Origin of the sequence: Paenibacillus sp. FSL H8-0168 (assembly GCF_038592955.1) — a bacterium.
In the GTDB taxonomy this organism is placed as follows: domain Bacteria; phylum Bacillota; class Bacilli; order Paenibacillales; family Paenibacillaceae; genus Paenibacillus; species Paenibacillus polymyxa_B.
This window is the reverse complement of sequence record NZ_CP151948.1, coordinates 4,962,788-4,989,547: the sequence shown is the minus strand read 5'-3', so window position 1 is coordinate 4,989,547 and position 26,760 is coordinate 4,962,788. Positions and strand designations below refer to the sequence as shown.

The following is a 26,760-nucleotide window of genomic DNA, read 5'->3' as shown; positions in this document are numbered from 1 at the left end:
AACGTCCAAGCCCGTAAACGCGCAGGCCGAAAGCAAGCTTTTTCGGACCTGCGCCGGGGCATGCGGTCACTTCATTTTTAGGGGAGGTACAAATGAAATCTTTGTTTGAAAAGGAAGAACGGTACTGGAGCGGCAAGTTTGACGCCGATGACAGCCTGAGCTTCCTTCCCTACAGTCAATCCTCCAAATTATCCGCCGACGGGGAAGCTGCGGCCGAGCCGGGCTTGCTTCACCGTACTCTGCCGAGCGAACTCTCGGAGAGAATCATTTGCCTCGCCAACGGTTCGGATTTGGCTTTGTACATGATTGTTTTGGCAGGAGTAAAAAGCCTGCTGTTCAAATATACCGGGCGGGACCAAGTGCTGGTCGGCATGCCTTCTTATAGCGCAGACCCCGACGGGACTCCGCCGCCGCATGACATCTTGGTGATCAAGACGTCCGTAAGCCGCCAGACTACGCTGAAAACGCTGCTTGGGGGCATCAAAGCCTCCATCGGCGAGGCGCTGGAGCATCAGCACCTGCCTTTTCGGAAAATGGTGGAGCCGCTCCATCTGGACTATACGGGGGACGGCCTCCCGGTCGTCAACACCGTCGCATCCTTCGCCCCGATTCATCCGGAACCGCTGGGTAACCGGGTGGCGGCCGATACGGTTTTTCGCTTCGACCGCCAAAACCACTCTATCGAGCTGGAAATAAGCTTTGACGGGCAGCGGTACGAGCGGGCATTTGTGGAACAGGCGGCCGACCATCTTGTTCGGCTGCTGTCCGTGCTTTTATTTCAGCCGGATCTGGAGCTCGGACAAGCCGATGTGTTGTCCCCAGACGAGAGGGAGACGCTGCTGAAGCGATTTAATGACACCGAAGCCGGGTTCGAGCGGGGGAAAACGATTTACGGCTTGTTCGAAGAACAGGCGGAGCTTTACCCGGACAACGTGGCCGCCGTCATGAACGAGCGGCAGCTGACCTACCGCGAGCTGAACGAGCGATCCAACCGCCTTGCGCGGAAGCTGCGGGAGACGGGAGTAGAAGCGGACCAGCTGGTAGCGATTCTGGCCGAACGCTCGCTCGATATGGTTGTCGGCATTCTGGCGATTCTCAAAGCGGGCGGAGCATACGTGCCTGTCGATCCCGACTACCCGGAGGAGCGCATCCGCTTCATGATCGAGGATTCGGGCGCGCCGTTATTGCTGATTCAAAAGCATCTGCACGAGAAGACCGACTTTGCAGGAACGCGCCTCGAATTGGACGATTTCGTTTGGGGCGACAGAGGGGCGGACTCCGCCGATGCGCTGGACGCTTCGAACCTGGAGCCGATTTCCGGGCCGGGCAACCTGGCTTATGTCATCTACACGTCGGGAACGACCGGCAGACCGAAAGGAACGCTGATCGAGCATAAGAACGTTGTGCGGCTCCTGTTCAACGACAAGAACCTGTTCGACTTCGGGTCGTCCGACACGTGGACGCTGTTCCACTCGTTCTGCTTCGATTTCTCCGTCTGGGAAATGTACGGAGCGCTGCTGTACGGAGGCAAGCTGGTCATCGTACCGCCACTCACGGCGAAAAATCCGGCCGATTTCCTGGCGCTGCTGGGCCGCGAACAGGTCACGATTTTGAACCAGACGCCAACGTACTTCTACCAGCTGCTGCGTAAGGTCTTGGCGGACCATCCGTACGATCTGCGGATTCGCAACGTCATCTTCGGGGGCGAAGCGCTGAGTCCGCTGCTGCTCAAGGGCTTCAAGACGAAGTACCCGGAGACGAAGCTGATCAATATGTACGGCATTACCGAGACGACGGTTCACGTTACGTATAAGGAAATAACGTGGGTCGAAATGGAGGCGGCGAAGAGCAATATCGGCAAGCCGATCCCGACGCTGAGCGTGTACGTCCTTGATGAAAACCGCCGCCCTGTGCCGATCGGCGTAGCGGGCGAAATGTATGTGGCCGGGGAAGGCCTTGCGAGAGGATACCTGAACCGCCCGGATCTGACGGCGGAGAAGTTCGTCGATTCCCCGTTTGCGGAGGGGGAGAAACTGTACCGCTCGGGCGACTTGGCGGCATGGCTGCCGGACGGCAACATCGAATACCTGGGCCGGATCGATCATCAGGTGAAAATCCGTGGGTACCGGATCGAGCTGGACGAAATCGAGACGCAGCTGCTGAAGATCGCCGCCGTGCAAGAAGCCAAGGTGCTCGACCGCGACGACGCGAACGGCCATAAGCAGCTTGTCGCTTATTACGTCGCGGAAACGAGGCTGGCGGCGCATGAACTCAAGGAGGAGCTCGCCAAGCAGCTCCCGGGGTATATGATTCCTTCGCACCTCGTGCAGCTTTCGCGGATGCCGCTGACCCCGAACGGGAAAATCGACCGCAAAGCGCTGCCCGCGCCGGAGGAAGCCGCGGCCGGAGGAGCGGAATATGTCGCGCCGAGAACGCTGCGCGAAATGAAGATCGCCCGCGTCTGGCAGGATACGCTTGGCGTTCCGCAGGTCGGCGTAAAGGATAACTTTTTTGAGTTGGGTGGCAATTCGTTAAGTCTGATGAGGCTCGTTCAAGCCGTTTACGATGAAACGGGCATCGAGATACCGCTGAACCGCCAATTCCACAATTTAACAGTTGAAGCCATGGCTTTCGGAGAGGGGGATCTGGGCCTGGATAAAGGGGGAGACTCCTTCATTAAGCTGAATAAAGCAGGAGATCTGAACGTGTTCTGCTTCCCTCCGGGCAGCGGCTTCGGCATCGGTTACCGAGAGCTCGCAAGCAGGCTCGACGGCCGATTCGTGCTCTACGGCATTGATTTTATCGACGATGCCGTCGATTACGAGGTCATGCTGAACCGTTATGTGGACGAGATCGTCCGCATCCAGCCGGAAGGACCTTACGTGCTGCTCGGCTACTGCTTCGGAGGCAACCTGACGTTCGAGGTAGCCAAAACGATGGAGAAAAGAGGGTATTCCGTAACGGACGTGCTCATGGTGGACTCGTGGATTAAGGACACGCTGACGCCTTCCGAAACGTCGGAGAAAGAGCTTGAAGAAACGCTTGCCGATTTCGACGAAGAAGAGAAGGAATTAATGAGCAACCTGCTCGTGCGGGAGCGGGTTCATCGGAAGGTCAAAGCGACCTTGGCGTACGAAGCGCAGCTTATTAATTCCGGCACGATCCCGGCCCGGATTTACGAACTGATTGCGAAGGACAGCGAAGCGTTCCGCCTGGAGCACCAATCGCCTTCCTGGCGGGGGGCAACGACGCAAGCTTACGCCGATTACCGGCTGGAGGGCGCGCACGAGGAATTGCTGGAACTCGCTCGCGTGGAAGAAACGGCCGTCGTCATCCGGGACATCTTAGAGCAAGTCAAGCGGCAGATCGAAGCGGAGGCTGGGGTACTGCATGGAAGCTGACCGCCAGCCGTCTGTTCTAGAACAAGGCACAGCGGCGCCCTCCAAGCGCCAAACCGCTTACGCCGCCTGGAAAGCGTTCCGCTGGCTGATGTCCTATGTAAGCCGTCACAAAGGCTGGATGATCGTCGGTATCTTGTCCGCGATTGCCGCCGCCGTTATTGAGATATGGATGGGAAGTTTGATCGAGCAGCTGACCACCCAGGCCGAGAAGGGGGCGGGGCCAATCGTTCTGCGAATCGTGTACACGGTCTTTGTGGTTATCTTGATCGGTGTGCCGGCGAAGTTTTTCATGAGCTTCGGCGTGGAGCGGAGCAGCGCCTCTGCGGTGCAGGATATCCGCAACCATGTCATGCGTCATATCGGCAAACTCCCGGTCTCCTACTTGGAAAAGCAGCACTCCGGCGACGTATTGTCGCGGATCAACAACGACCTGCAGCTGATCCAGCAGTTTATGATTCGGGACCTCGCCCAGTGGTTTTATCATCCGCTGGTGTTCATCGGCTGTTTCGCTTATTTGATCTACCTCCAATGGGAGCTGATGCTGTACAGCCTGCTGTTATTTCCCGTAGCGCTGCTGGTTTCCCAATGGATCGGCAAGCAGTTGGAGCGGTTGACGGAGGAAGCCCAGGCGAACATGGGTCGAATGAACGTCAACCTCCAGGATACGCTTGGGGGTATGCCTATTGTAAAAAGCTACCTGCTATCCGGCATGTTATCTCGCTCCTACCAAGTGCTGCTGCAATTGACGGCCCAAAAAAAGCTGGCCGTGAAAAAGCGGGAAGCCTGGGTCAACCCGCTGCTTTCCACGCTGATGATCAGCCCGATCATTTTCGCCGTCAGTTACGGAAGCTATTTGATCTACAAAGGGCAGCTAGGCGCGGGAGAGCTGATCGCCTTCCTGTACTTGCTGAATCTGTGTCTGGAGCCGCTGGAGCATATTCCCGAGCTCATCACGCGGACGTTCGAAATGGCCGGTGCCCTGAGAAGGGTCTCCGAAATCGTCGAGCAGCCGACCGAAACGGAAAATGGCCGTTCGCTTTCGAAAGCGAGCGCCGCCCCCATCGAGTTTCAGAACGTAACCTTCGGGTATGAGGAGAGCTCTCCGATCCTGCGGAATGTTAGCTTCTCGGTGCCGGAAGGGAGGACGATCGCGCTTGTCGGAGCGAGCGGTGGAGGGAAGAGCACGGTGTTTAAGCTTGTATGCGGCTTTTATCCGCTTCCGGAGGACCAGGGCGAGATCCGCGTGTTCGGCAGCCTGATCCACGGCGCCGATCCGGAGCAGCTTCGGTCGCATTTTTCCGTGGTAACCCAGGATTCATATTTGTTTAGCGGCACGATCGCTGAAAATATCGGCTACGGGCGGGAAGTAGCGTCGATGGACGAGATTATCGAAGCCGCCAAAGCCGCTCAGGCGCATTCCTTCATTATGCAGCTTCCCGACGGCTACCAGACGTATGTCGGAGAGCGCGGAGGCCTTTTGTCCGGCGGGCAGCGCCAGCGCATTGCAATGGCCCGGGCTTTTCTTAAGGATGCTCCCGTTCTGCTGCTGGACGAGCCAACGTCGGCTCTTGATCCGGAGTCGGAAAGCGCGGTTCAGGAAGCGCTGGGCGTATTGATGAAGCAGAGAACGACGATGGTTATTGCCCACCGGCTTTCTACAGTACAAAACGCCGACGAAATTTGGGTCATGGAACAGGGGAGTATTGTTGAAAAGGGCACTCATGAACAATTGCTGAAGATGAAGGGACTGTACGCCCAGTCGTACTATCAGGAATTTACCGAGTCTGCCGAACGCAGGGAGGTGGCGTACACATGAAAAAGGGCGGATGGCTCTCGCAAGTGAAAGAACTCGGCTACTTGCTGATGTTTATGAACCGCAAGCGCAAAACCCAGTACGCCATTGGCCTGGCCGTGACGGCGCTCACCCAGACATTGTTCCTGATCGCCTTCAGCTTGGTCGTACATAACTTGGTTGATTTCGCCGTGTCACGAGATACGTCCCTGATGGTGGAAGCCTTTATTATTTTGGGCGCGGCCTTGTTCCTGGAAAATGTGATTTCTCCCTGGTTCATTTACTTATACCAGCGCAGTGTCGAGTTGACTGTGCTGAATATCCGCGAACGTCTTTATGACAAGCTGTGCCGGGTGCGGCCGAGATTCCTGGAGCAGACGCACCATGGGGATTTGCTGTCGCGGGTGAACAACGACGTAACGACCGTTGAGTTTACATTCTCGCAGGTTTACTTCGTTTTGCTGCTTCAAGTTGTCTTTTGCATCGGCTCCATTGTCTCCATGGTGTTGATCGATTGGCGGTTTGCCGGCGTATCCTTCGTCATTCTGCTGCTGTCCTCCGTGGTCAGCCTGAAATTTGCGCGGGATATTCGCGCCTTGTCCGAACAAGGCTTGCAAACGCTCGGTAAAATGACCGAAAAATTCAAAGATTTTATGGGCGGCATTCAAATTGTGAAGCTGTTCCGCATCCGCACGATTTACGGCCAGTACGAGGCGTTGAACGAACAAATGACGCAGACGCTTCGGCAAACCGCGCAGAAGAACGGCATGCAGGCTGCGGTGAATCATTTTATCAGCTACGTCACGTTCTGCGGCATCATCGTCATCGGCAGTCTTCTTTATGCCTACGGACTGATGGGAATGGGAAGCGTCGCTGCCCTGGCAGTTCTGCAAGTGAATCTGACGCACGCCTTGTTGAACTTGGGGATGGTTCTGTCGATGACCCAAAATTCGATCGCGGGCGCTCACCGGATTCAAGAGGTACTAAGAGAGGAAGAGGAACCGGAGCGTTTGGGATCTCCTCACAGCGAGCTCGTGTCGGAGGCTGCGGTGGAGTTTCGCGATGTGGAATTTTCCTATCAGGCGGATAAAAAGGTGCTTGTCGACATCTCCATGCAGGTGTTTCCCGGCCAGGTCGCCGCTATCGTGGGGGCCAGCGGCAGCGGCAAAAGTACGCTGATCAAGCTGCTGCTCGGCTTTTATCCTGTGGACAGCGGAGAAATCCTGCTCCAAGGCAAACCGTTCGGCCATTACACGCTGGACGAAATCCGCAGGCAGATTGCATACGTTCCGCAGGAGCCGTTCTTGTTTACCGGCACGATTGAGGAAAACATCCGCTACGGCAACCCGGATGCAACGGATGAAGAAGTGATCGAAGCGGCCAAAGCGGCATACGCTCACCATTTCATTCAGGAACTTCCTGAACAGTATAAAACGCCGGCGGGAGAGAGAGGAGCGTCGTTGTCGGGCGGACAAAGGCAGCGAATTGCGATCGCCCGGGCGATTCTCAAAAACGCCCCGATTCTGCTGCTGGACGAAGCGACTTCCGCGCTGGATAACGAATCCCAGCATTGGGTACAGCAGGCCCTGAACGTGTTGATGAAGGGGCGCACCACCATTCTGATCGCCCACCGTCTCAGCACCGTGGAACATGCGGATTTGATTACCGTCATGAACCAAGGGACGGTCGTCGAGCGGGGCCGCCATCAGGACCTGCTGGCGCTCGGGGGTTATTACGCCCGGCTGTACGGCTAGACCCGCTTTACGGCGGGCGGCTTCCTGCTTGCGAATGCGACAGAGTCTTTTAGTAATCCAAGGTATGACTTTATAACCGGTAGTTACCAGAAAACGCAGACACGAAAAAGGGGACAGAGTCCGAAGGAGCCGTTCCGGGAATGGCCGCGCGGTTCTTCTAAGAGTGACTAAGTGACATCTAGGTACAAAGCCTATCTATAAAGAATCTCTAAACCGGGAGTGTGTCGATGTGAAAGAGAATACCAACGAGCAATATGGATTAACGCAAGCCCAGCGCCGAATATGGTTCATGGAAATTATGAATCCGGGAACGTCCATCACGATGCTTTCCGCGACCTACCAGATTACGGGCGAGATCAACACACAGCTTCTGGAGCAAGCGGCGGCAGAGATCGTCAAAACCTATGACGTTTTCCGAATCCGCATTAGCGGGGATTTGCAAAATCCAACGCAGTGGTTCGAAGAGCCGGAGAATGTCCAAGCTAGGATAAGCCGCCTCGAAATAGGCACAACCGAACAATTCTATGCTTGGGTGAAAGAAGTAAGCGAAAAACCGGCCAGCGTGTTCGACGAACACCTCTACCAATTTACGATTATCCATTTTGCGAACGGCCAAGTATGGCTCAATTTGACGGTAAATCATATTATCGCCGACGGCTTGTCCGTCAATGCTTTGCTGCATGCGGTGATGGAAAAATACCTGGAACTGCGCAAAGGCATCTCCAGCAGTTACCAGGCCCCTACCTATCTGGATTATATTTCCGCGGAGCGTGAATATGAGCAATCGCAGCGTTATCAAAAAGGCAAGGAATACTGGCTGACGAAGTACAACACTTTGCCTGAAACGACCGGCATTAAATCGTATCCGCCATTCTCGATCGGCAGCGAATCCAATAAACTGGCCATCACTTTGGACGGTTCCCGGTATGAACGCATTCTGGCCTTCAGCGAACAATATCAGGTCAGCTTATATACGTTATTTCTGTCCGCCATGTACACCTTATTGTACAAGCTGACCGACAGCACCGATGTTCCGGTCGGCACGGTTTTCGCCAATCGCACCAGCAAGAAGGAAAAAGAAACGATCGGCATGTTCGTCAGCACCGTGGCTACGCGGATTCGTCTGAATCCAGACGGGCACGTGCTTTCCTTGATCCAAACGGTTTCCAAGGAAAATACGGCGGATCTGCGGTATCAGAAATACCCTTATAACCAATTGATCCAGGATTTACGCGAACAACACGGCCGCAACGATCTTTCGGGGCTGTTCCGCACGTCTCTGGAATATCTGCCTTTGAAAATCGTGGAGTACGAAGAAATCAAGGTACGCCTGGAGGCTCACTTCGCTAGGCACGAGATGGACGATTTGCTGCTGCGCTTCGACCATATGCTGAATGAAGGCCATGTAATTCTCCATGCTTCCTATCGTACCGGCCTGTTCGAGACGGCCGAGATTGATCGGATTATGGAACAGTATGTAACCGTTCTGGACCAGTTTCTTCAGACTCCCGAACTGCCGGTACGCGAGATTTCTCTGCTGAGCGATGAGGAGAGACACCGCATTCTCAACGTTTTTAACCCGCCGGTGGCAGGGCTGAGCGAGGGAGAAGCGTTTCATCGGTATGTTGAAAAGTTTGCCCGGGAAATTCCGGATCATCCGGCAGTCGTCTACATGGACAAACAGCTGACCTACGGCGAATTGAACGAACGCGCCGAGCGGCTGGCTTCTCTCCTTCGCGAACAGGGCGTGGGAAGGGAGACGATTACGGGGATCTGGGCGGAGCGTTCAGTGGAACTGCTGGTCGGGGTGCTCGCCGTTTGGAAAGCCGGCGGAGCCTATGTACCGCTGGACCCCGATTATCCGACGGAGCGGATTGAGTACATGCTCAGCGATAGCGATGCATCGGTGCTGCTTACGCAGCGTCATCTGTTGGAGCGGGCCAGAGGTTGGTTGGCCGATGACCGGCTGAAGCTTCAAGCTGTCTATGCCATGGACGATGAACAGATTTATAACGGGGATGCCTTAACCGTGGAATTTGAATCTGCCGACAGCGCCCCGCAAGACTTGGCTTATGTGATTTACACCTCGGGTACGACGGGACGCCCGAAAGGCGTCATGATCGAGCACGGTAGTCTCGTGAATACGGCAGATGCGTACCGTCGCGAGTACCGGTTGGATCAGTTTCCGGTGCGGCTGCTCCAGCTGGCCAGCTTCTCGTTTGACGTGTTCGTCGGAGACATCGCGCGAACGCTGTATAACGGAGGCACGATGGTGATTGTGCCGAAGGATGACCGGATTGATCCGAACCTCTTATACGGCTGGATTCGGGACCAAAACATTACGGTATTCGAATCGACGCCTGCGCTCATCCTGCCGTTCATGCAGCATATTTATGAAGAAGGGCTGGACGTTAGCTCCATGCAGTTGCTGATTACCAGCTCGGATGCTTGCAGTGTCACCGATTACCGATTGCTGCAGGAAAGATTCGGCGGACAATTCCGCATCATCAACAGCTATGGCGTTACCGAAGCGGCCATTGACAGCAGCTTTTACGGTGAGCCGCTGGATAAGCTGCCGCCGTCGGGGCATGTGCCGATCGGCAAAGCTTGGCTGAACGCCCGGTTTTACATTGTCGATGCCGCGTTAAAGCCGGTTCCTGTAGGGGTTCCGGGCGAGCTTGTCATCGGCGGCGCCGGGGTGGCGCGCGGGTACTGGAACCGTCCGGACTTAACCGCTGAGAAGTTTGCGGACAGCCCGTTTGTGCCGGGCGAACGTCTGTACCGGACAGGCGATTTGGCCCGCTGGCTGGAAGACGGCAACGTCGACTTCATCGGCCGGATCGACTATCAGGTGAAAATTCGCGGGTTCCGGATCGAACTCGGCGAAATTGAAACGGCCCTGCTGCGTTTCCCGGGCGTCAAGCAGGCTGTGGTGACCGACCGTACGGATGAGCAGAGGCAAAAGTATTTGTGCGGCTACGTCGCGGCGGATGCTTCCTTGCAGCTGAGCGATCTGCTGTCCCAATTGAAGCAAGAGCTGCCGGCCCATATGGTCCCGGCCCGGCTGGTGTCTCTTGATAAGCTTCCGCTCACGCCGAACGGCAAAATTGACCGTAAAGCGCTGCCTGAACCGACCGGAGAGGTAGAAGTAGGCCGTGAGTATGTGGCTCCTCGCACAACGCTGGAAACAAGACTTGCTCTCATTTGGCAGCAGGTGCTGGGTATTGCGCGAGTTGGAGTCCAAGACGATTTCTTTGACTTGGGTGGTCATTCCTTGCGGGCCTCCACGCTGGTTTCCAAGATTAGGAAAGAGTTGCAAGTCGAGGTTTCGCTGCGGGAAGTTTTCCGCTACACCACGATCGAACAGCTAGCCCAAAGAATCGGCGGTTTAAGGCAGCAGGAGACGTATGAGATTACAAAGGCGGCTGAGGCCGAGTACTATCCGGTTTCATCCGAGCAAAAGCGTCTGTACGTCCTGCGCCAGCTTGACGGGGCCGAGCGCAGCTACAATATGTCGGCGGCGCTTCTTCTCGAAGGCAAGCTGGACCGCACGCGCGTCGAGCACGCGTTCCGGGCGCTGATTCAGCGCCATGAGACGCTGCGTACCGGGATCGAGCAGGTTCAAGGCGAGCTTGTCCAGCGCATCTATGACGAGGTGGAGTTTGCTGTAGATTATTTCCAAGCGAGCGAGCGGGAAGTGGAGCAAGTGGTGGAAGCTTACTATCACCCGTTTGATCTGACCAAGCCGCCACTTCTCCGCATCGGCCTGATCGAAGTCGCCGAGGATCGCCACATTCTACTGTTCGATATGCACCATATCGTCTCGGACGGCATTTCGACAGCGCTGCTCTTCGACGAGTTCAGCCGCCTGTATCGGGGCGAGGAGCTGGCCCCGCTGCGCATTCAATACAAAGATTATGCCGTTTGGCAGCATTCCGAAGCTTACGGGCAGATGCTCCAGCCGCAGAAGGAGTATTGGCTGGAACAGCTGTCGGGCGAGCTGCCGGTCTTGGAGCTGCCGACGGACTTCCCGCGGCCTGCGGTGCAAAGCTTTGACGGCCGAACCGTGAAGTTTTATATCGAGAAAGGTCGGACGGAGAAGCTGAAAGAGCTGGCGGCACGGACAGGGACGACCCTGTACATGGTGCTGCTGTCGGCTTACACCATCCTTATGCATAAATATTCGGGTCAGGAAGATCTGATCGTAGGAACGCCGATTGCCGGAAGAACGCAGGAAGAAGTGCAGCCGATCGTAGGGATGTTTATCAACACGCTGGCCATTCGCAGCCGTCCGGAGCGTTCCAAGCCGTACCTTACGTACCTGGAAGAAATCAAGGACATCACGCTCGGGGCTTTCGAACACCAAAATTATTTGTTCGAAGACTTGGTAGAAAGTCTTCACATTCCGCGCGCGACCGGCCGGAATCCGCTCTTTGACACGTTCTTCTCCCTACAAAATACGGAGAACGAGCAAATTGTCATCGAGGGGCTGGAGCAATCGTTTTATCCACTAGAAAACCAAACATCCAAGTTCGAGCTGCTCCTGGATATTTCGGAGCTGGACGGTCAGCTCGAATGCCGGTTGGAGTACGCTACGGCTCTGTATAAACAAGAGACCGCGGAGCGGTTCGCCAGACATTATGACAAACTGCTCGAAACCATCGCAGCAGCGCCGGACGAGGATATTGCCTCGCTGGAAATGCTCACGGAGGAGGAAATCCGCGAGCTGGTGCGCGGTTTCAACGATTCGGAGGCGGACTACCCGCGGCAGCAGACGATTCACGGCTTGTTCGAAGAGCAGGCGGAGCTTTACCCGGACAACGTGGCCGCCGTCATGAACGATCGGCAGCTGACCTACCGCGAGCTGAACGAGCGATCCAACCGCCTTGCGCGGAAGCTGCGGGAGACGGGAGTAGAAGCGGACCAGCTGGTAGCGATTCTGGCCGAACGCTCGCTCGATATGGTTGTCGGCATTCTGGCGATTCTCAAAGCGGGCGGAGCATACGTGCCTGTCGATCCCGACTACCCGGAGGAGCGCATCCGCTTCATGATCGAGGATTCGGGCGCGCCGTTATTGCTGATTCAAAAGCATCTGCACGAGAAGACCGACTTTGCAGGAACACGCCTTGAATTGGACGATTTCGTTTGGGGCGACAGAGGGGCGGACTCCGCCGATGCGCTGGACGCTTCGAACCTGGAGCCGATTTCCGGGCCGGGCAACCTGGCTTATGTCATCTACACGTCGGGAACGACCGGCAGACCGAAAGGAACGCTGATCGAGCATAAGAACGTCGTGCGCCTCCTGTTCAACGACAAGAACCTGTTTGACTTCGGGCCATCCGACACGTGGACGCTGTTCCACTCGTTCTGCTTCGATTTCTCCGTCTGGGAAATGTACGGAGCGCTGCTGTATGGAGGCAAGCTGGTCATCGTACCGCCACTCACGGCGAAAAATCCGGCCGATTTCCTGGCGCTGCTGGGCCGCGAACAGGTCACGATTTTGAACCAGACGCCAACGTACTTCTACCAGCTGCTGCGTGAGGTCTTGGCGGACCATCCGTACGATCTGCGGATTCGCAACGTCATCTTCGGGGGCGAAGCGCTCAGTCCGCTGCTGCTCAAGGGCTTCAAGACGAAGTACCCGGAGACGAAGCTGATTAATATGTACGGCATTACCGAGACGACGGTTCACGTTACGTATAAGGAAATTACGTGGGTCGAGATTGAGGCGGCGAAGAGCAATATCGGCAAGCCGATCCCGACGCTGAGCGTATACGTCCTTGATGAAAACCGCCGCCCTGTGCCGATCGGCGTAGCGGGCGAAATGTACGTGGCCGGGGAAGGCCTTGCGAGAGGATACCTGAACCGTCCGGATCTGACGGCGGAGAAGTTCGTCGATTCCCCGTTTGCGGAGGGGGAGAAACTGTACCGCTCGGGCGACTTGGCGGCTTGGCTGCCGGACGGCAACATCGAATACCTGGGCCGGATCGATCATCAGGTGAAAATCCGCGGCTACCGGATCGAGCTGGACGAAATCGAGACGCAGCTGCTGAACGTCGAGGGCGTGGAAGAAGCGGTGGTGCTAGCCCGTCAGGACGGCGGGGGCGAGAAGGCGCTTGTCGCCTACTTTGTGGCGGACCGGACGCTGACGGTCAGCGAAATGAGAACCTCGCTGGCCCAGGAAATGCCGGGGTACATGATCCCGTCGTACTTCGTGCAGCTGGAGCGCATGCCGCTGACGTCCAACGGAAAAGTGGACCGCAAAGCGCTGCCGGAGCCGCAAGGCGGCTTGCAAACGGGCGTCGAATACGTAGCGCCGCGTAACCGGACGGAGTCCCAGCTTGTGAAGATCTGGGAGGAAGTGCTGGGCTACTCCGGCATTGGAGTCCTGGACAATTTCTTCGAGCTCGGAGGCCACTCCTTGCGGGCGACGAACCTTGTCAGCAAGATTCAGAAGGAAATGAACGTCGAACTTCCGCTGCGCGATGTGTTCCGCTATACGACGATAGAGTCGATGGCCGGGGCTATTGCCAGCTTGGAAGAAACGCGGCACAGCTCGATTCCGAAAGCGGAAGAGAAAGCGTACTATCCGGTTTCCTCCGCGCAAAAAAGGCTGTACGTCCTACACCAGCTGGATGGCTCGGAGCTGAATTACAACCTCCCGAGTGCCTTGCAGTTGGAAGGGGCTTTGAACGAGGCCAAAGTGGAAAAGGCGCTGACAACTTTGGTGGCCCGGCATGATATGCTGCGCACCGGTTTTGAAATCGTGAATGGGGAGCCGGTTCAGCGTATTCATCCGCTCGTAGCTTTCAAGGTCGAGAAGCTTCAAGCAAGCGAAGATCAGGTTGCGGCCATTCTTGAAGGCTTCATTCAGCCTTTTGACTTGACCCAGCCGCCTTTGCTGCGCGCCCTGCTGATCGAACTGGAGAAAGAGAAATTCCTGCTCGCGCTGGATATTCATCATATTGGTTCCGACGGCCTTTCCATGGACGTGCTGCTGCGCGAATTCGTGCGGCTTTACAATGGGGAAGAATTGCCGGAGCTGCGGATTCAATATAAGGATTACGCCGTTTGGCAGCAATCCGAGGAGCAGCGCCAGCGCATCAAACGGCAGGAGGAATACTGGCGCGGGGTATTCAGCTCCGAGCTTCCGGTTCTTGAGCTGCCTCTCGACTTCTCCCGCCCGGCCGTCCAGCAGTTTGACGGTCAAACGCTCACGTTTACGCTGGATGCGGAGAAAAGCGAAGCTCTCAAACGGCTTGCCGGCGATTCGGGGGCGACGCTGTACATGCTTCTGCTGGCTGCGTACTCTGTATTGCTTCATAAATACGCGGGACAGGAAGATATAGTGGTCGGCACTCCGATTGCCGCCCGTTCTCACGCCGACCTGCAGCCGATTATCGGCATGTTCGTCAATACGCTGGCCCTTCGCTTGGGTCCGGCGGCGGAGCGGACGTTCCTGGATTACTTGCAGGAAGTGAAGGAAACGACGCTTGGAGCCTACGAGCACCAGGACTATCCGTTCGAGGAGCTGGTGGAAGCTCTTCAGGTGAGCCGGGATTTAAGCCGGAATCCTCTGTTTGACACCATGTTTTCTTTGCAAAAACACGAAAGCTTGGATTTAACCCTGGAAGGCTTGCAATGGTCGCTGTTCGACATCGAGGAAAAGACGGCAAAGTTTGATCTTAGCCTTGATATCGTGGAAGCCGATAACGAGCTGGTTTGCAAAATCGAGTACGCTACCTCGTTGTTTAGACAGGAAACGATGGTACGGCTGGCGGGTCATTACGAGCAGCTATTGGCGTCGATCCTGGCTCAGCCGGGTGCGCGGATTTCGGATTTGGATATCTTGACGGACAGCGAAAAGCATGATTTGCTGATCGGGTTTGACGTGTCGTCTTCGGCTCTTGCGAAGCAACACGCCGCAGAGGGTACAGGTTTGGAAGCGGATGAGTCGTGGGGAGAGAGAACGTTCCACGAGCTGTTCGAGGAGCAGGCGGAGCGCACTCCGGGAGCGCTGGCGGTTGTCTACGAAGACAGCAAGCTGACGTATGCGGAGCTGAACGCCAAAGCGAATCGTCTGGCGTATGCACTGCGGGCGCGCGGGGTGAAGCCGGAGCAGGTGGTCGGCATTCTGGCCGGCCGTTCGGCGGAGCTGTTGATCGGGGTGCTCGCCGTATGGAAAGCGGGCGGCGCTTATGTGCCGCTCGACCCGGACTATCCGGCGGAGCGGATCGAGTATATGCTCGCGGACAGCGGGGCGTCGGTGCTGCTCACACAGACCCGCCTGCTGGAGCAGGCGGAAGCTTGGCGCAGCGACGGAGCTCTAGTGCTGCAAACGGTGCTTGCGCTTGACGACGCCGCGACGTACAGCCTCGGAGCGGCGGAAGCGGCTGTGGGCGAAGCAGGCGCAGAGGCGGAGGCTTTGGCGCAAGCGGAAACGGCTGCTGCCGAAACGTCCGCCACGGCAGAAGCCGAGAAGACCGTACTAGCGGCGGATCTCGCATCGAATCCGGCGAATGTGAACAAGCCGCGCGATTTGGCTTACGTCATCTACACCTCCGGTACGACGGGCAAGCCGAAGGGCGTGATGATCGAGCACCGCAGCCTGGTGAACACGGCGGCGGGCTACCGGCGGGAATACCGCCTGGATCAGTTCCCGATCCGGCTGCTGCAGCTCGCAAGCTTCTCGTTCGACGTGTTCGTCGGCGACATTGCGCGGACGCTGTACAACGGCGGCACCATGGTCATCGTGCCGAAGGACGACCGGATTGATCCAACCCGCCTCTACGGCTGGATTCGCGACTACGCCGTGACGGTATTCGAATCGACTCCGGCGCTGATCGTGCCGTTCATGGAGCATGTGCATGCCGAGGGTCTGGAGCTCAGCTTGATGCAGCTGCTGATCACAAGCTCGGATGCGTGCAGCGTAGCGGATTACCGCACCTTGCAGGAGCGCTTCGGCTCGCAGTTCCGTATTATTAACAGCTACGGCGTAACGGAAGCGGCGATTGACTCCAGCTTCTATGACGAGCCGCTGGAGAAGCTGCCGAAGACGGGCAGCGTGCCGATCGGGAAAGCGTGGCTGAACGCCAAGTTCTACATCGTGGATGCGAATCTGAAGCCAGTGCCGATCGGGGTGTTGGGCGAGCTGGTTATCGGCGGAGCGGGTGTGGCCCGCGGTTACTTGAACCGCCCGGATTTGACGGCGGAGAAATTCGTAGACAGCCCGTTCGCCGCTGGGGAGCGGCTGTACCGGACGGGCGACCTGGCGCGCTGGATGCCGGACGGCAACGTGGACTTCATCGGCCGGATCGACAACCAGGTGAAAATTCGCGGCTATCGGATCGAGCTTGGTGAGATTGAAGCGGCCATGAAAAATTTTGCCGGCGTGCGTCAAGCGCTTGTCATCGACCGGACGGACGAGCGGGGGCAGAAATATTTGTGCGGGTATGTCGTAGCGGATTCCAGCTTCGATCTGGAAGGGCTTGTGGCCCATCTGGACGCCGCGCTGCCTTCCCATATGGTGCCTTCGCGCATCATGTGCCTGGATCAAATGCCGCTTACGCCGAACGGGAAGATCGACCGTAAAGCGCTGCCTGTACCGGAAGGAAGCATTCGTGCCGAGGCTGCATACACGGCGCCTCGTACTCCTGCCGAGCAAGCACTTGCGTCGGTCTGGCAGTCGGTGCTGGGCGTGGATCAGGTCGGCACGATGGACAATTTCTTTGCGCTCGGCGGCGATTCGATCAAGGCCTTGCAGGTATCGTCCCGTCTTTTGCAAACGGGGTACAAGCTGGTCATGAAAGATTTGTTCCATTACCCGACGATTTCCGCCCTTAGTTTGCAGCTGCAAACGGCGGAGAGAACGGCAAGCCAGGCCGAAGTGACGGGAGAGGTCGTCATCTTGACCCCGATTCAGCGCTGGTTCTTTGAACAAAATCCGGCCGACGTGCATCACAGCAACCAGGCGTTCATGCAGTTCTCCAAGCAAGGCTTTGACGAAGAAGCTTTACGCCAAGCGGTGCGTCAGCTTGTCGTGCATCACGATGCTCTCCGTACGGTTTACCGCCAAACCGAGAACGGCTATACCGCCTGGAACCGCGGCGCCGGGGAGAACGAAGCGCTGTTCGATCTGGAAGTTGTCGATTTCAAGGGAGTCGGCGACGTGAAAGAAGCGGTAGAGGCTAAGGCGAATGACATTCAAGCGAGCATCGATCTGGAAAACGGTCCGCTGGTGAAGCTCGGCTTGTTCCGCTGCGACGACGGCGACCACCTGCTCATCGCGATCCATCACTTGGTCGTAGACGGCGTATCCTGGCGGATTCTGCTTGAGGATTTTGCTGCCGGCTATGAGCAGACGCTGCAAGGGCAGCCGATACGTCTGCCGCTCAAAACGGATTCATTCCAAACGTGGGCGAAACAGCTCGCTGATTATGCGAACGGTCCGGCGATGGAAAGCGAGAGAGAATATTGGCAGCATATCGAGCAATTGACCTATGAGCCGCTTCCGAAAGATTTTGAACAAGGCAGATCCAAGCTGAAGGACAGCGGGCTCGTGACCGTTCGCTGGACGGCGGAGGAAACCGAACAGCTGCTGAAGCAGGCACACCGTGCTTACCATACGGAAATGAACGATTTGCTGCTTGCCGCGCTTGGCCTCGCGGTACAAGCTTGGAGCGGCCGGGAACGCGTGCTGGTGAATCTCGAAGGCCACGGTCGGGAAGATATTTTGCCGGATGTGGACATTACGCGCACGGTAGGCTGGTTTACAAGCCAATTCCCTGTCGTTCTGGAGTCGGGTCACGCCCAGGCGCTCGGTCATCAGGTGAAACAGGTTAAAGAAAGCTTGCGCCGCATTCCGAACAAAGGAATCGGCTACGGCATCCTGCGTTATTTGTCGGCGCCGCGTGACGGCGAGCGCTTCGCTTTGGAGCCGGAGATAAGCTTTAACTATTTGGGGCAGTTCGACCAGGATTACGAAAGCAGCGGCTCGAGGCCGTCTCCGTTCAGCCCGGGCTCCGATTCAAGCCCGAATGCAGTGATGGATTATGTCCTTGATATCAACGGTATGGTGTCGGAAGGAGTGCAGGAACTCACGATCCGTTATGGGGAAACCCAGTATAAACGGGAAACGGTAGAGCGCCTGGGCACCCTGCTTCATTCGAGCTTGCGTGAAGTCATCAGCCATTGCGTATCGAAAGAGCGGCCGGAGCTTACGCCTAGCGACGTACTGCTTCAAGATGTGACGTTGGAGGAACTGGAGCGGCTGGCCGAACATACGGCGGCGCTCGGCGAACTGGAGAATGTATACACCCTGACTCCGCTGCAAAAAGGGATGTTGTTCCACAGCCTGCTGGATACCGATTCGGAAGCTTACTTCGAACAGGTGACCTTCGATCTGTACGGAAGCCTGAATGTCGAAGCCTTCACCCAAGGATTGGATACGCTGGTGCAGCGGAATGAGGCGCTGCGGACCAACTTTATTACCGGCTGGAGAGACGAGCCGATTCAAGTGGTATTCCGCGAGCGGAAGTGTGAAGTGTACTTCGAAGATATTCGCTCGGTAAGCGATGAAGACTCAGAGAAGACGATAGCCGATTTCGTCAGCGCGGATAAAGCGAACAAGTTCGATTTGGCCCGAGGCTCTCTTATGCGCGTGACAGTTTTGCGCACGGGCGACGAGTCCTACCATGTGATCTGGAGTCACCATCACATTTTGATGGACGGCTGGTGCATGTCCTTCATGATCAAGGAAGTGTTCGACACCTATTTCGCGTTCCAGGAGAAGCGGACGCTGGAGCTTCCTCCGGTTACCTCGTACTCCCGGTATATCGAATGGCTGGAAGCTCAAGATGCCGTGAAAGCTTCGCGTTACTGGTCCGAGTATTTGGCGGGTTACGATCAGCAGACCAAGCTGCCCCAGGAGAAAACGCAGCTGAAGCAGGGCGCTTTTGAAGCGGCTGAAATCGATGTGGAACTCAGCAAGGAACTGACCGGGCAAATCGAGCGGGTGGCGCGCCAGCAGCAGGTGACGCTCAATACGTTCATGCAGACCGTATGGGGACTGGTTCTGCAGGTATACAACAACAGCGAGGATGTCGTATTCGGCTCCGTCGTATCCGGGCGTCCGGCGGAAATTCCGGGCATCGAAAGCATGATCGGCCTGTTTATTAATACGATCCCGGTCCGTATTCAAGGCAAAGCCGAGGAGACGGTAGCCGATATCTTGAGAAAAACCCAGGATCAAGCGCTGGCATCGGGAGCTTACGAAACGTTCCCGCTGTTCGAAATTCAGTCGCTGAGCGAGCAAAAGCGCGACTTGATCAACCATATCATGGTCTTTGAAAATTATCCGATGGAAGAACAGATTGAGCAGGTCGTCGGCGGAGATAAAGAAGCGCTGAAAATCGGTAATATCCAGTCGCCGGAGCAAACGAACTACGACCTGGACATTACCGTCATTCCGGAAGAGCATATTTTGCTGCGGTTTACGTACAATGCGCTGACGTTCAGAGAGGAAGACATCAGGCTGATCCACGGTCATTTTGCCCGGGCACTGGAGAAGGTTGCGGCTAACCCGAACATCCGCGTGAATCAGTTGGGGCTTTTGACGTCGGCGGAAAAAGAGCAAATTCTTGGCGTGTTTAACCCGGCGCAGCCGGAAGCGGCTCCTGCGGCCGCGTTCCACCGGCTGTTCGAGGAACAGGCTGAGCGCACGCCGGAAGCGGCGGCCGTCGTGTACGAGAACGAGCGGCTGACGTATGCGGAGCTGAACGAGCGGGCGAACCGCTTGGCGGCTACGCTGCGTGCAAGCGGCATCGGCCGGGAGACGATCGTCGGCATTCTCGCCGAGCGTTCGGTGGACTTGCTGGTGGCCGTGCTGGCCGTCTGGAAAGCGGGCGGGGCGTATGTGCCACTCGACCCGGATTACCCGGCGGAGCGCGTGCGGTTCATGCTCGAAGACAGCGGAGCGAAGGTACTGCTGACGCAAACGGCGCTGCGAGAGCGTGCCGAAGCCTGGCTCGGCGAAGAGGAGCTGGCGCTGGCGGCGGTGCTGTACCTGGACGACGAAGCGTCGTACAGCGAGGAGAGGGCGAATGCGTCGGTTGTCTCCGGCATTGTCTCCGGCAAGCTGACGGATGCTGTGGACGACGGCGATGAGAGCCATCAGAAGGTTGGCACCGACAGCTTCCATGAAGCCCGTCCGGAGGATCTGGCGTACGTGATCTATACGTCGGGAACGACGGGCAAGCCGAAGGGCGTGATGATCGAGCACCGCAGCCTGGTGAACACGGCGGCGGGCTACCGGCGGGAGTACCGGTTGGATCAGTTCCCGGTGCGGCTGCTGCAGCTCGCAAGCTTCTCGTTCGACGTGTTCGTGGGAGATATCGCGCGGACGCTGTACAACGGAGGCACGATGGTGATTGTGCCGAAGGACGACCGGATCGATCCGTCTCGTCTGCACCACTGGATTGAGCGGGAGCGGGTCACCATCTTTGAATCGACGCCGGCGCTGATCGTGCCGTTCCTGGAGTACGTGCACGAGCAGCAACTGGATATGAGCCGGTTGGAGCTGTTGATCACGAGCTCGGATAGCTGCAGCGTGGCGGATTACCGGACCTTGCAGGAACGCTTCGGCTCGTTGTTCCGGATCATCAACGCATACGGCGTGACGGAAGCGGCGATCGACTCAAGCTTCTATGACGAGCCGCTGACGAAGCTGCCGCAGACAGGCAATGTGCCGATCGGCAAAGCGTGGCTGAATGCGAAATTCTACATCGTGGACGCACATCTGAACCCGGTGCCGGTCGGGGTGCTGGGCGAGCTGGTTATCGGCGGAGTCGGAGTGGCGCGCGGGTACTTGAACCGTCCGGAGCTGACGGAAGAGAAGTTCGTAGACAGCCCGTTCGCCGCGGGCGAGCGGCTGTACCGCACGGGAGACTTGGCGCGGTGGATGGAAGACGGCAACGTGGACTTCATCGGCCGGATCGACAACCAGGCGAAAATCCGGGGGTACCGGATTGAGACGGGCGAGATCGAGTCGCAGCTGCTGAGTGTAGGTGGCGTGAAGGAAGCGGTCGTCGTCGTCAGGGAAGATCAAGAAGGTCAGAAAGCTTTGTGCGCTTATTATACAGCAGAAGAAGGCTTGACGGCGGCAGACCTGAAACGGGCGATTGCCAGTGAGCTGCCGGGGTACATGATCCCGTCGTACTTCGTCGAGCTGGAGCACCTGCCTCTGACGCCGAACGGGAAAATCGACCGGAAGGCGCTGCCGGCGCCGGAAGGTGGAGCAGGCGGAGGCCGTGAATACGTGGCGCCGCGCACCGAACTTGAGGCGAAGCTGGCCGCCATTTGGCAGGATGTGCTTGTTCGGGAGAAGGCGGTAGGCGTAACGGACAACTTCTTCGACCTCGGAGGACACTCCCTGCGGGCGACGACGCTTGTCAGCAAAATGCATAAGGAGCTAGGCGTTGAATTCCCGCTTCGCGACGTATTCCGCTACTCGACGGTTGAGGAAATGGCCGCGGCTATGGAGCGGCTGGAGATCGGCTCGTTCACGGCTATTCCGGCTGCGGAACCTAGCGAGTATTATCCGCTCTCTTCTGCTCAGAAACGTCTCTATATCTTGAACCAGCTGGAAGGAGCCGAGCTGAGCTACAACATACCGGGAGCTATGCTGCTAGAAGGGGAGCTCGACCGGCAGCGGTTTGAAGAAGCGTTCCGCGGGCTCGTAGCTCGTCATGAAACGCTGCGTACCGGTTTTGAGATGGTAAAAGGCGAAGCAGTTCAGCGGATTTACGAAGAAGCCGCCTTCCAGGTGGAATATGTGCAGATCAGCGGGGAGCAGGCGGAAGAAACGGTGCGCCAATTCGTTCGTCCGTTTGATCTAGCGAAGCCGCCACTTCTGCGGGTAGGCCTTGCCGAACTGGCGCCGGACCGGCACATTTTAATGTTCGATACGCATCATATCGTATCTGACGGCGTTTCGATTGACGTACTGATCGAAGAGTTCGTCCGCTTGTACAGCGGGGAGCAGTTGGAGCCGCTCCGCATCCAGTACAAAGATTATGCGGTATGGCAGCAATCGGACGAGCAGAAAGCTCAGCTTGCCAAGCAGGGAGCCTACTGGCTCGACATGTTCCGCGGAGAGCTGCCGGTTTTGGAATTGCCGACGGACTATCCGCGCCCGGCTATGCAGAGCTACGAGGGCCGCACGCTGCAATTGTTTATGCATAGCGAGAAAAGCGAGGGTCTGAAACGGCTTGCAGCCGAGAACGGCGCAACGCTTTACATGGTTCTGCTTGCTGGTTATACAATATTATTGCATAAATATACAGGGCAAGAAGACGTGGTGGTCGGTACGCCGATTGCGGGAAGAAATCACAGCGACGTTCAGCCGCTGATCGGGATGTTCGTCAATACCCTGGCCATCCGCAGTTATCCGGCTGCCGGTAAGACGTTCCTTGACTACTTGAAGGAAATCAAGGAGACGACGCTGGGCGCTTTTGAACATCAGAATTATCCGTTTGAGGAACTGGTGGATAAGGTGAACGTGGCTCGCGATTTAAGCCGCAATCCGCTGTTCGATACGATGTTTGCTTTGCAGAATACAGAGAATTTGGAAATCCAGCTTCCCGGACTCCATTTGTCGACGTATGCCAGCGAAGAAATTGTTTCTAAATTCGATCTCAGCTTGGACGTAACGGAGATCGAGGAAGGCTTGGAATATCTGTTTGAATACGCCACTGCTCTTTATAAAACCGAAACGGTGGAGAAATTGGCCGCTCACTACTTGCAGCTGCTTGAATCTATTCTCCGCAACCCGTCGGCGACTATTGCCGAGTTGGGTATTTTGACACCGGCGGAAAAAGAGCAAATTCTCGGCGCGTTTAACCCGGCGCAGCCTGAAGCGGCTCCTGCGGCCGCGTTCCACCAGCTGTTTGAGGAACAGGCGGAGCGCACGCCGGAAGAGGCGGCCGTCGTGTACGAGAACGACCGGCTGACGTATGCGGAGCTGAACGAGCGGGCGAACCGCTTGGCGGCGACGCTGCGCGCAAGCGGCATCGGCCGGGAGACGATCGTCGGCATTCTCGCCGAGCGTTCGGTGGACTTGCTGGTGGCCGTGCTGGCCGTCTGGAAAGCGGGTGGGGCATATGTGCCGCTCGACCCGGATTACCCGGCGGAGCGCGTGCGGTTCATGCTTGAAGACAGCGGAGCGAAGGTACTGCTGACGCAAACGCCGCTGCGAGAGCGTGCCGAAGCCTGGCTCGGCGAAGAGGAGCTGGCGCTGGCGGCGGTGCTGTACCTGGACGACGAAGCGTCGTACAGCGAGGAGCGGACGAATGCGCCGCTGGAAGCGGATGATCACTTGCACGAATGCCGTCCGGAGGACCTGGCGTACGTGATCTATACGTCGGGAACGACGGGCAAGCCGAAGGGCGTGATGATCGAGCACCGCAGCCTGGTGAACACGGCGGCGGGCTACCGGCGGGAATACCGGTTGGATCAGTTCCCGGTGCGGCTGCTGCAGCTCGCAAGCTTCTCGTTTGACGTGTTCGTGGGAGATATCGCGCGGACGCTGTACAACGGAGGCACGATGGTGATTGTGCCGAAGGACGACCGGATCGATCCGTCTCGTCTGCACCACTGGATTGAGCGGGAGCGGGTCACCATCTTTGAATCGACGCCGGCGCTGATCGTGCCGTTCCTGGAGTACGTGCACGAGCAGCAACTGGATATGAGCCGGTTGGAGCTGTTGATCACGAGCTCGGACAGCTGCAGCGTGGCGGATTACCGGACCTTGCAGGAACGCTTCGGCTCGTTGTTCCGGATCATCAACGCATACGGCGTGACGGAAGCGGCGATCGACTCAAGCTTCTACGACGAGGAGCTGGCGAAGCTGCCGCAGACAGGCCATGTGCCGATCGGCAAAGCGTGGCTGAATGCGAAATTCTACATCGTGGACGCGCATCTGAACCCGGTGCCGGTCGGGGTGCTGGGCGAGCTGGTCATCGGCGGAGTCGGAGTGGCGCGCGGGTACTTGAACCGTCCGGAGCTGACGGAAGAGAAGTTCGTAGACAGTCCGTTCACCGCGGGCGAGCGGCTGTACCGCACGGGAGACTTGGCGCGGTGGATGGAGGACGGGAACGTGGACTTCATCGGCCGGATCGACAACCAGGCGAAAATCCGGGGGTACCGGATTGAGACGGGCGAGATCGAGTCGCAGCTGCTGCGGGTGGAAGGCGTTCGCGAAGCGGTGGTGCTGGTTCGAAGTGACGCGAACGGGCAAAAAGCACTGTGCGCGTACTACACAACGGATGGCGAACTGACGGCGGCAGACCTGAAACGGGCGATCTCCAGGGAGCTGCCGGGTTACATGATCCCGTCGTACTTCGTCGAGCTGGAGCTTCTGCCTCTGACGCCTAACGGGAAAATCGACCGGAAGGCGCTGCCGGCGCCGGAAGGGGGAGCAAGCGCAGGCCGCGAATACGTGGCGCCGCGCACCGAACTGGAGGCGAAACTGGTCGCCATCTGGCAGGACGTGCTCGGGCCGGTCACGATTGGCGTGACGGACAACTTCTTCGACCTCGGCGGGCACTCCCTGCGGGCGACGACGATGGTCAGCAAGGTGCACAAGGAGCTGAGCGTGGATCTGCCGCTGCGCGATGTGTTCCAGCACTCGACCATCGAAGCGATGGCCGAAGCGATCAGCCAATTGGAGCGGCAGGAACACCTCTCCATTCCGGTTCTGGATAAGAGGGATTACTATCCGCTTTCCTCCGTGCAAAAACGGCTGTACATCCAGCAGCAGATGGAAGGCGCCGAGCTTAGCTACAACATGTCCGGCATGACGGTTCTCGTCGGGCGCTTGGAACGGAATCAATTCGAGGCGGCGCTCAAAGGATTGATAGCTCGTCACGAAATTTTGCGAACCGGCTTCGAGTTGGTCGACGGCGAACCGGTACAACGGATTTATCCGGACTTGAAGTTTGCCGTCGAGTATACGAAAGCGACGGAAAGTGAAACGAAGAGCATCGCAGACGGCTTTGTGCGCGTCTTTGATTTGGAGCGGCCGCCGCTGCTGCGTGTGGGCTTAGTCGAATGGGAAGCGGAACGGCATCTGCTCATGCTGGACATTCATCATATCGTCACGGATGGCATGTCGATGGGCATCTTCGTCGAAGAGCTGCTGCGCCTGTATAACGGCGAGACTCTGGAACCGCTTCGGATTCAATACAAGGAATTCGCCGCTTGGCAGCAGTCCGAACCTGTAAAAGAGCGGCTGAAACGTCAGGAAGTCTACTGGCTGGACGTGCTGGAAGGCGAACTGCCGACGCTTGAACTGCCTACGGACTTTGTCAGACCTGCCGCTCGCAGCTTTGAGGGAGATGTGCTGCCTTTCAGCATCGACAAGCAGATGACCGACAGCTTGCAGCGCATCGCCGATGAGAACGGTGCCACCCTTTATATGGTGTTATTGGCGGCCTATTCAATCCTGCTCAGCAAGTACTCAGGACAAGAAGACTTCATTGTAGGCATACCGGTTTCGGGCCGCACACATGCCGACCTGGAGCCGCTCATCGGAATGTTTGTCAACACTTTGGCGATTCGCCATTATCCGTCCGGGGAGAAGATGTTCCTCGCTTACTTGAACGAAGTCAAAGAAACGATGCTGGGGGCCTACGACCACCAGGATTATCCGTTCGAGGAGCTTGTGAAAAAGCTGCAGGCGCCGCGAGATCAAAGCCGCAATCCTGTATTCGATGTCATGTTTGTTCTGGAAACCAAGGAAGATAATGTTCAAAGCTTCGGGGATATCAAGATCGAATCTTATCCGGAAACTCATACGGTTTCCCAATTTGATCTTACCTTGGTCATTTCGTTGCTGGATGAGGGAATGAACGGGCAGTTTGAATATGCCACCAAGTTGTTTACGCGCAATCTGATCGACAATTTCGCTCAGGACCTGCTCGTGATCATCACCCAAATTTGCGAACAGCCTTCGGTGCTGTTGAAGGATATTTCCCTGAACGGGCAATCCGAACAGGAGCAAGATGTGCTAGAGGCCATTGATATTATTTTCTAATCCCTTACCCGGCTTGGGTGTATGCCGTATTTCTCTCGGTACGCATCCTGCCGGGTGTTTTTTTCCAAATGAAAGGGAAAAATCCACCACAGGAATCTGACGTCAAGTGCCGCTGAGCAACTTTTTCGATTTATTGGAAAATCGACAAAACACAACAGAAATCGTAGTTTACCTTTGGCATACTAAGAATCAAACCATTCCATAAGTTCATTATTTAAAGAATGAAGTAAAATCAAGCTATCATTCGAACAAAAAAAGAGAATTAATAAACTAGCTAGAGATATAATGGCACAGCACTTCTTGAACTCTCACGAACTACAGGGCGGTTAGTTCAAATATATGGACAATGGACTAAAGATGGACAAATTATTAGAGATAATTCTTTGAAAAAGAAAATTGATCATTTAAGCACGTTATATGTGACATTCAGTATATTGAGGAAATGGTTATGAAAATTATATTATCGTAATAGTACAAGTTTCCAACTTTCTCTTTATGGTAATTTGTGGTGGTTTCAGACTTTTTATTTTTCGTGTTTATCAGGTGCTCTGGCAAACGCAGTAAAATCAACAAAATTGGTTCACGACTTTTTTATCACCTGACAACTAATTGTTCAGTTACATTAAAGTTGGTATCTTAACATTATAGTGGGTTCTGATCTTTTAAAACCGGTTGTCCTAGTTTAGGATGACCGGTTTTTTTAGTTGCTGATGTCAGAAGAAA

At 56.5% G+C, this 26,760-nt stretch carries 4 protein-coding genes; all 4 read left to right on the top strand.

The window, feature by feature from the left end; translation table 11 throughout:
* Nucleotides 1–92: 92 nt before the first annotated feature.
* A complete protein-coding gene (locus MHI21_RS22105; protein WP_341163036.1) occupies nt 93–3,401 on the top strand; it encodes an amino acid adenylation domain-containing protein in 3,309 nt (1,102 codons plus the stop codon).
* Nucleotides 3,391–5,217: an ABC transporter ATP-binding protein gene (locus MHI21_RS22100; RefSeq protein WP_341163037.1), complete on the top strand. Its 1,827-nt coding sequence runs from the start codon at nt 3,391–3,393 to the stop codon at nt 5,215–5,217. Before MHI21_RS22105 ends, MHI21_RS22100 begins: the two co-directional genes overlap by 11 nt.
* Complete coding sequence (locus MHI21_RS22095) at nt 5,214–6,947, top strand: ABC transporter ATP-binding protein (RefSeq protein ID WP_341163038.1); 1,734 nt, start codon at nt 5,214–5,216, stop codon at nt 6,945–6,947. The genes MHI21_RS22100 and MHI21_RS22095 overlap by 4 nt, the downstream gene beginning before the upstream one ends.
* Nucleotides 6,948–7,176: 229 nt before the next feature.
* Complete coding sequence (locus MHI21_RS22090) at nt 7,177–26,037, top strand: non-ribosomal peptide synthase/polyketide synthase (protein WP_342418930.1); 18,861 nt, start codon at nt 7,177–7,179, stop codon at nt 26,035–26,037.
* The last annotated feature ends 723 nt before the right edge of the window (nt 26,038–26,760 follow it).

Excerpts from the sequence above, each read along its gene's own strand:
- MHI21_RS22105 (WP_341163036.1), top strand. The coding sequence starts at position 93 with ATGAAATCTTTGTTTGAAAAGGAAGAACGGTACTGGAGCGGCAAGTTT.
- MHI21_RS22100 (WP_341163037.1), top strand. The coding sequence starts at position 3,391 with ATGGAAGCTGACCGCCAGCCGTCTGTTCTAGAACAAGGCACAGCGGCG.
- MHI21_RS22095 (WP_341163038.1), top strand. The coding sequence starts at position 5,214 with ATGAAAAAGGGCGGATGGCTCTCGCAAGTGAAAGAACTCGGCTACTTG.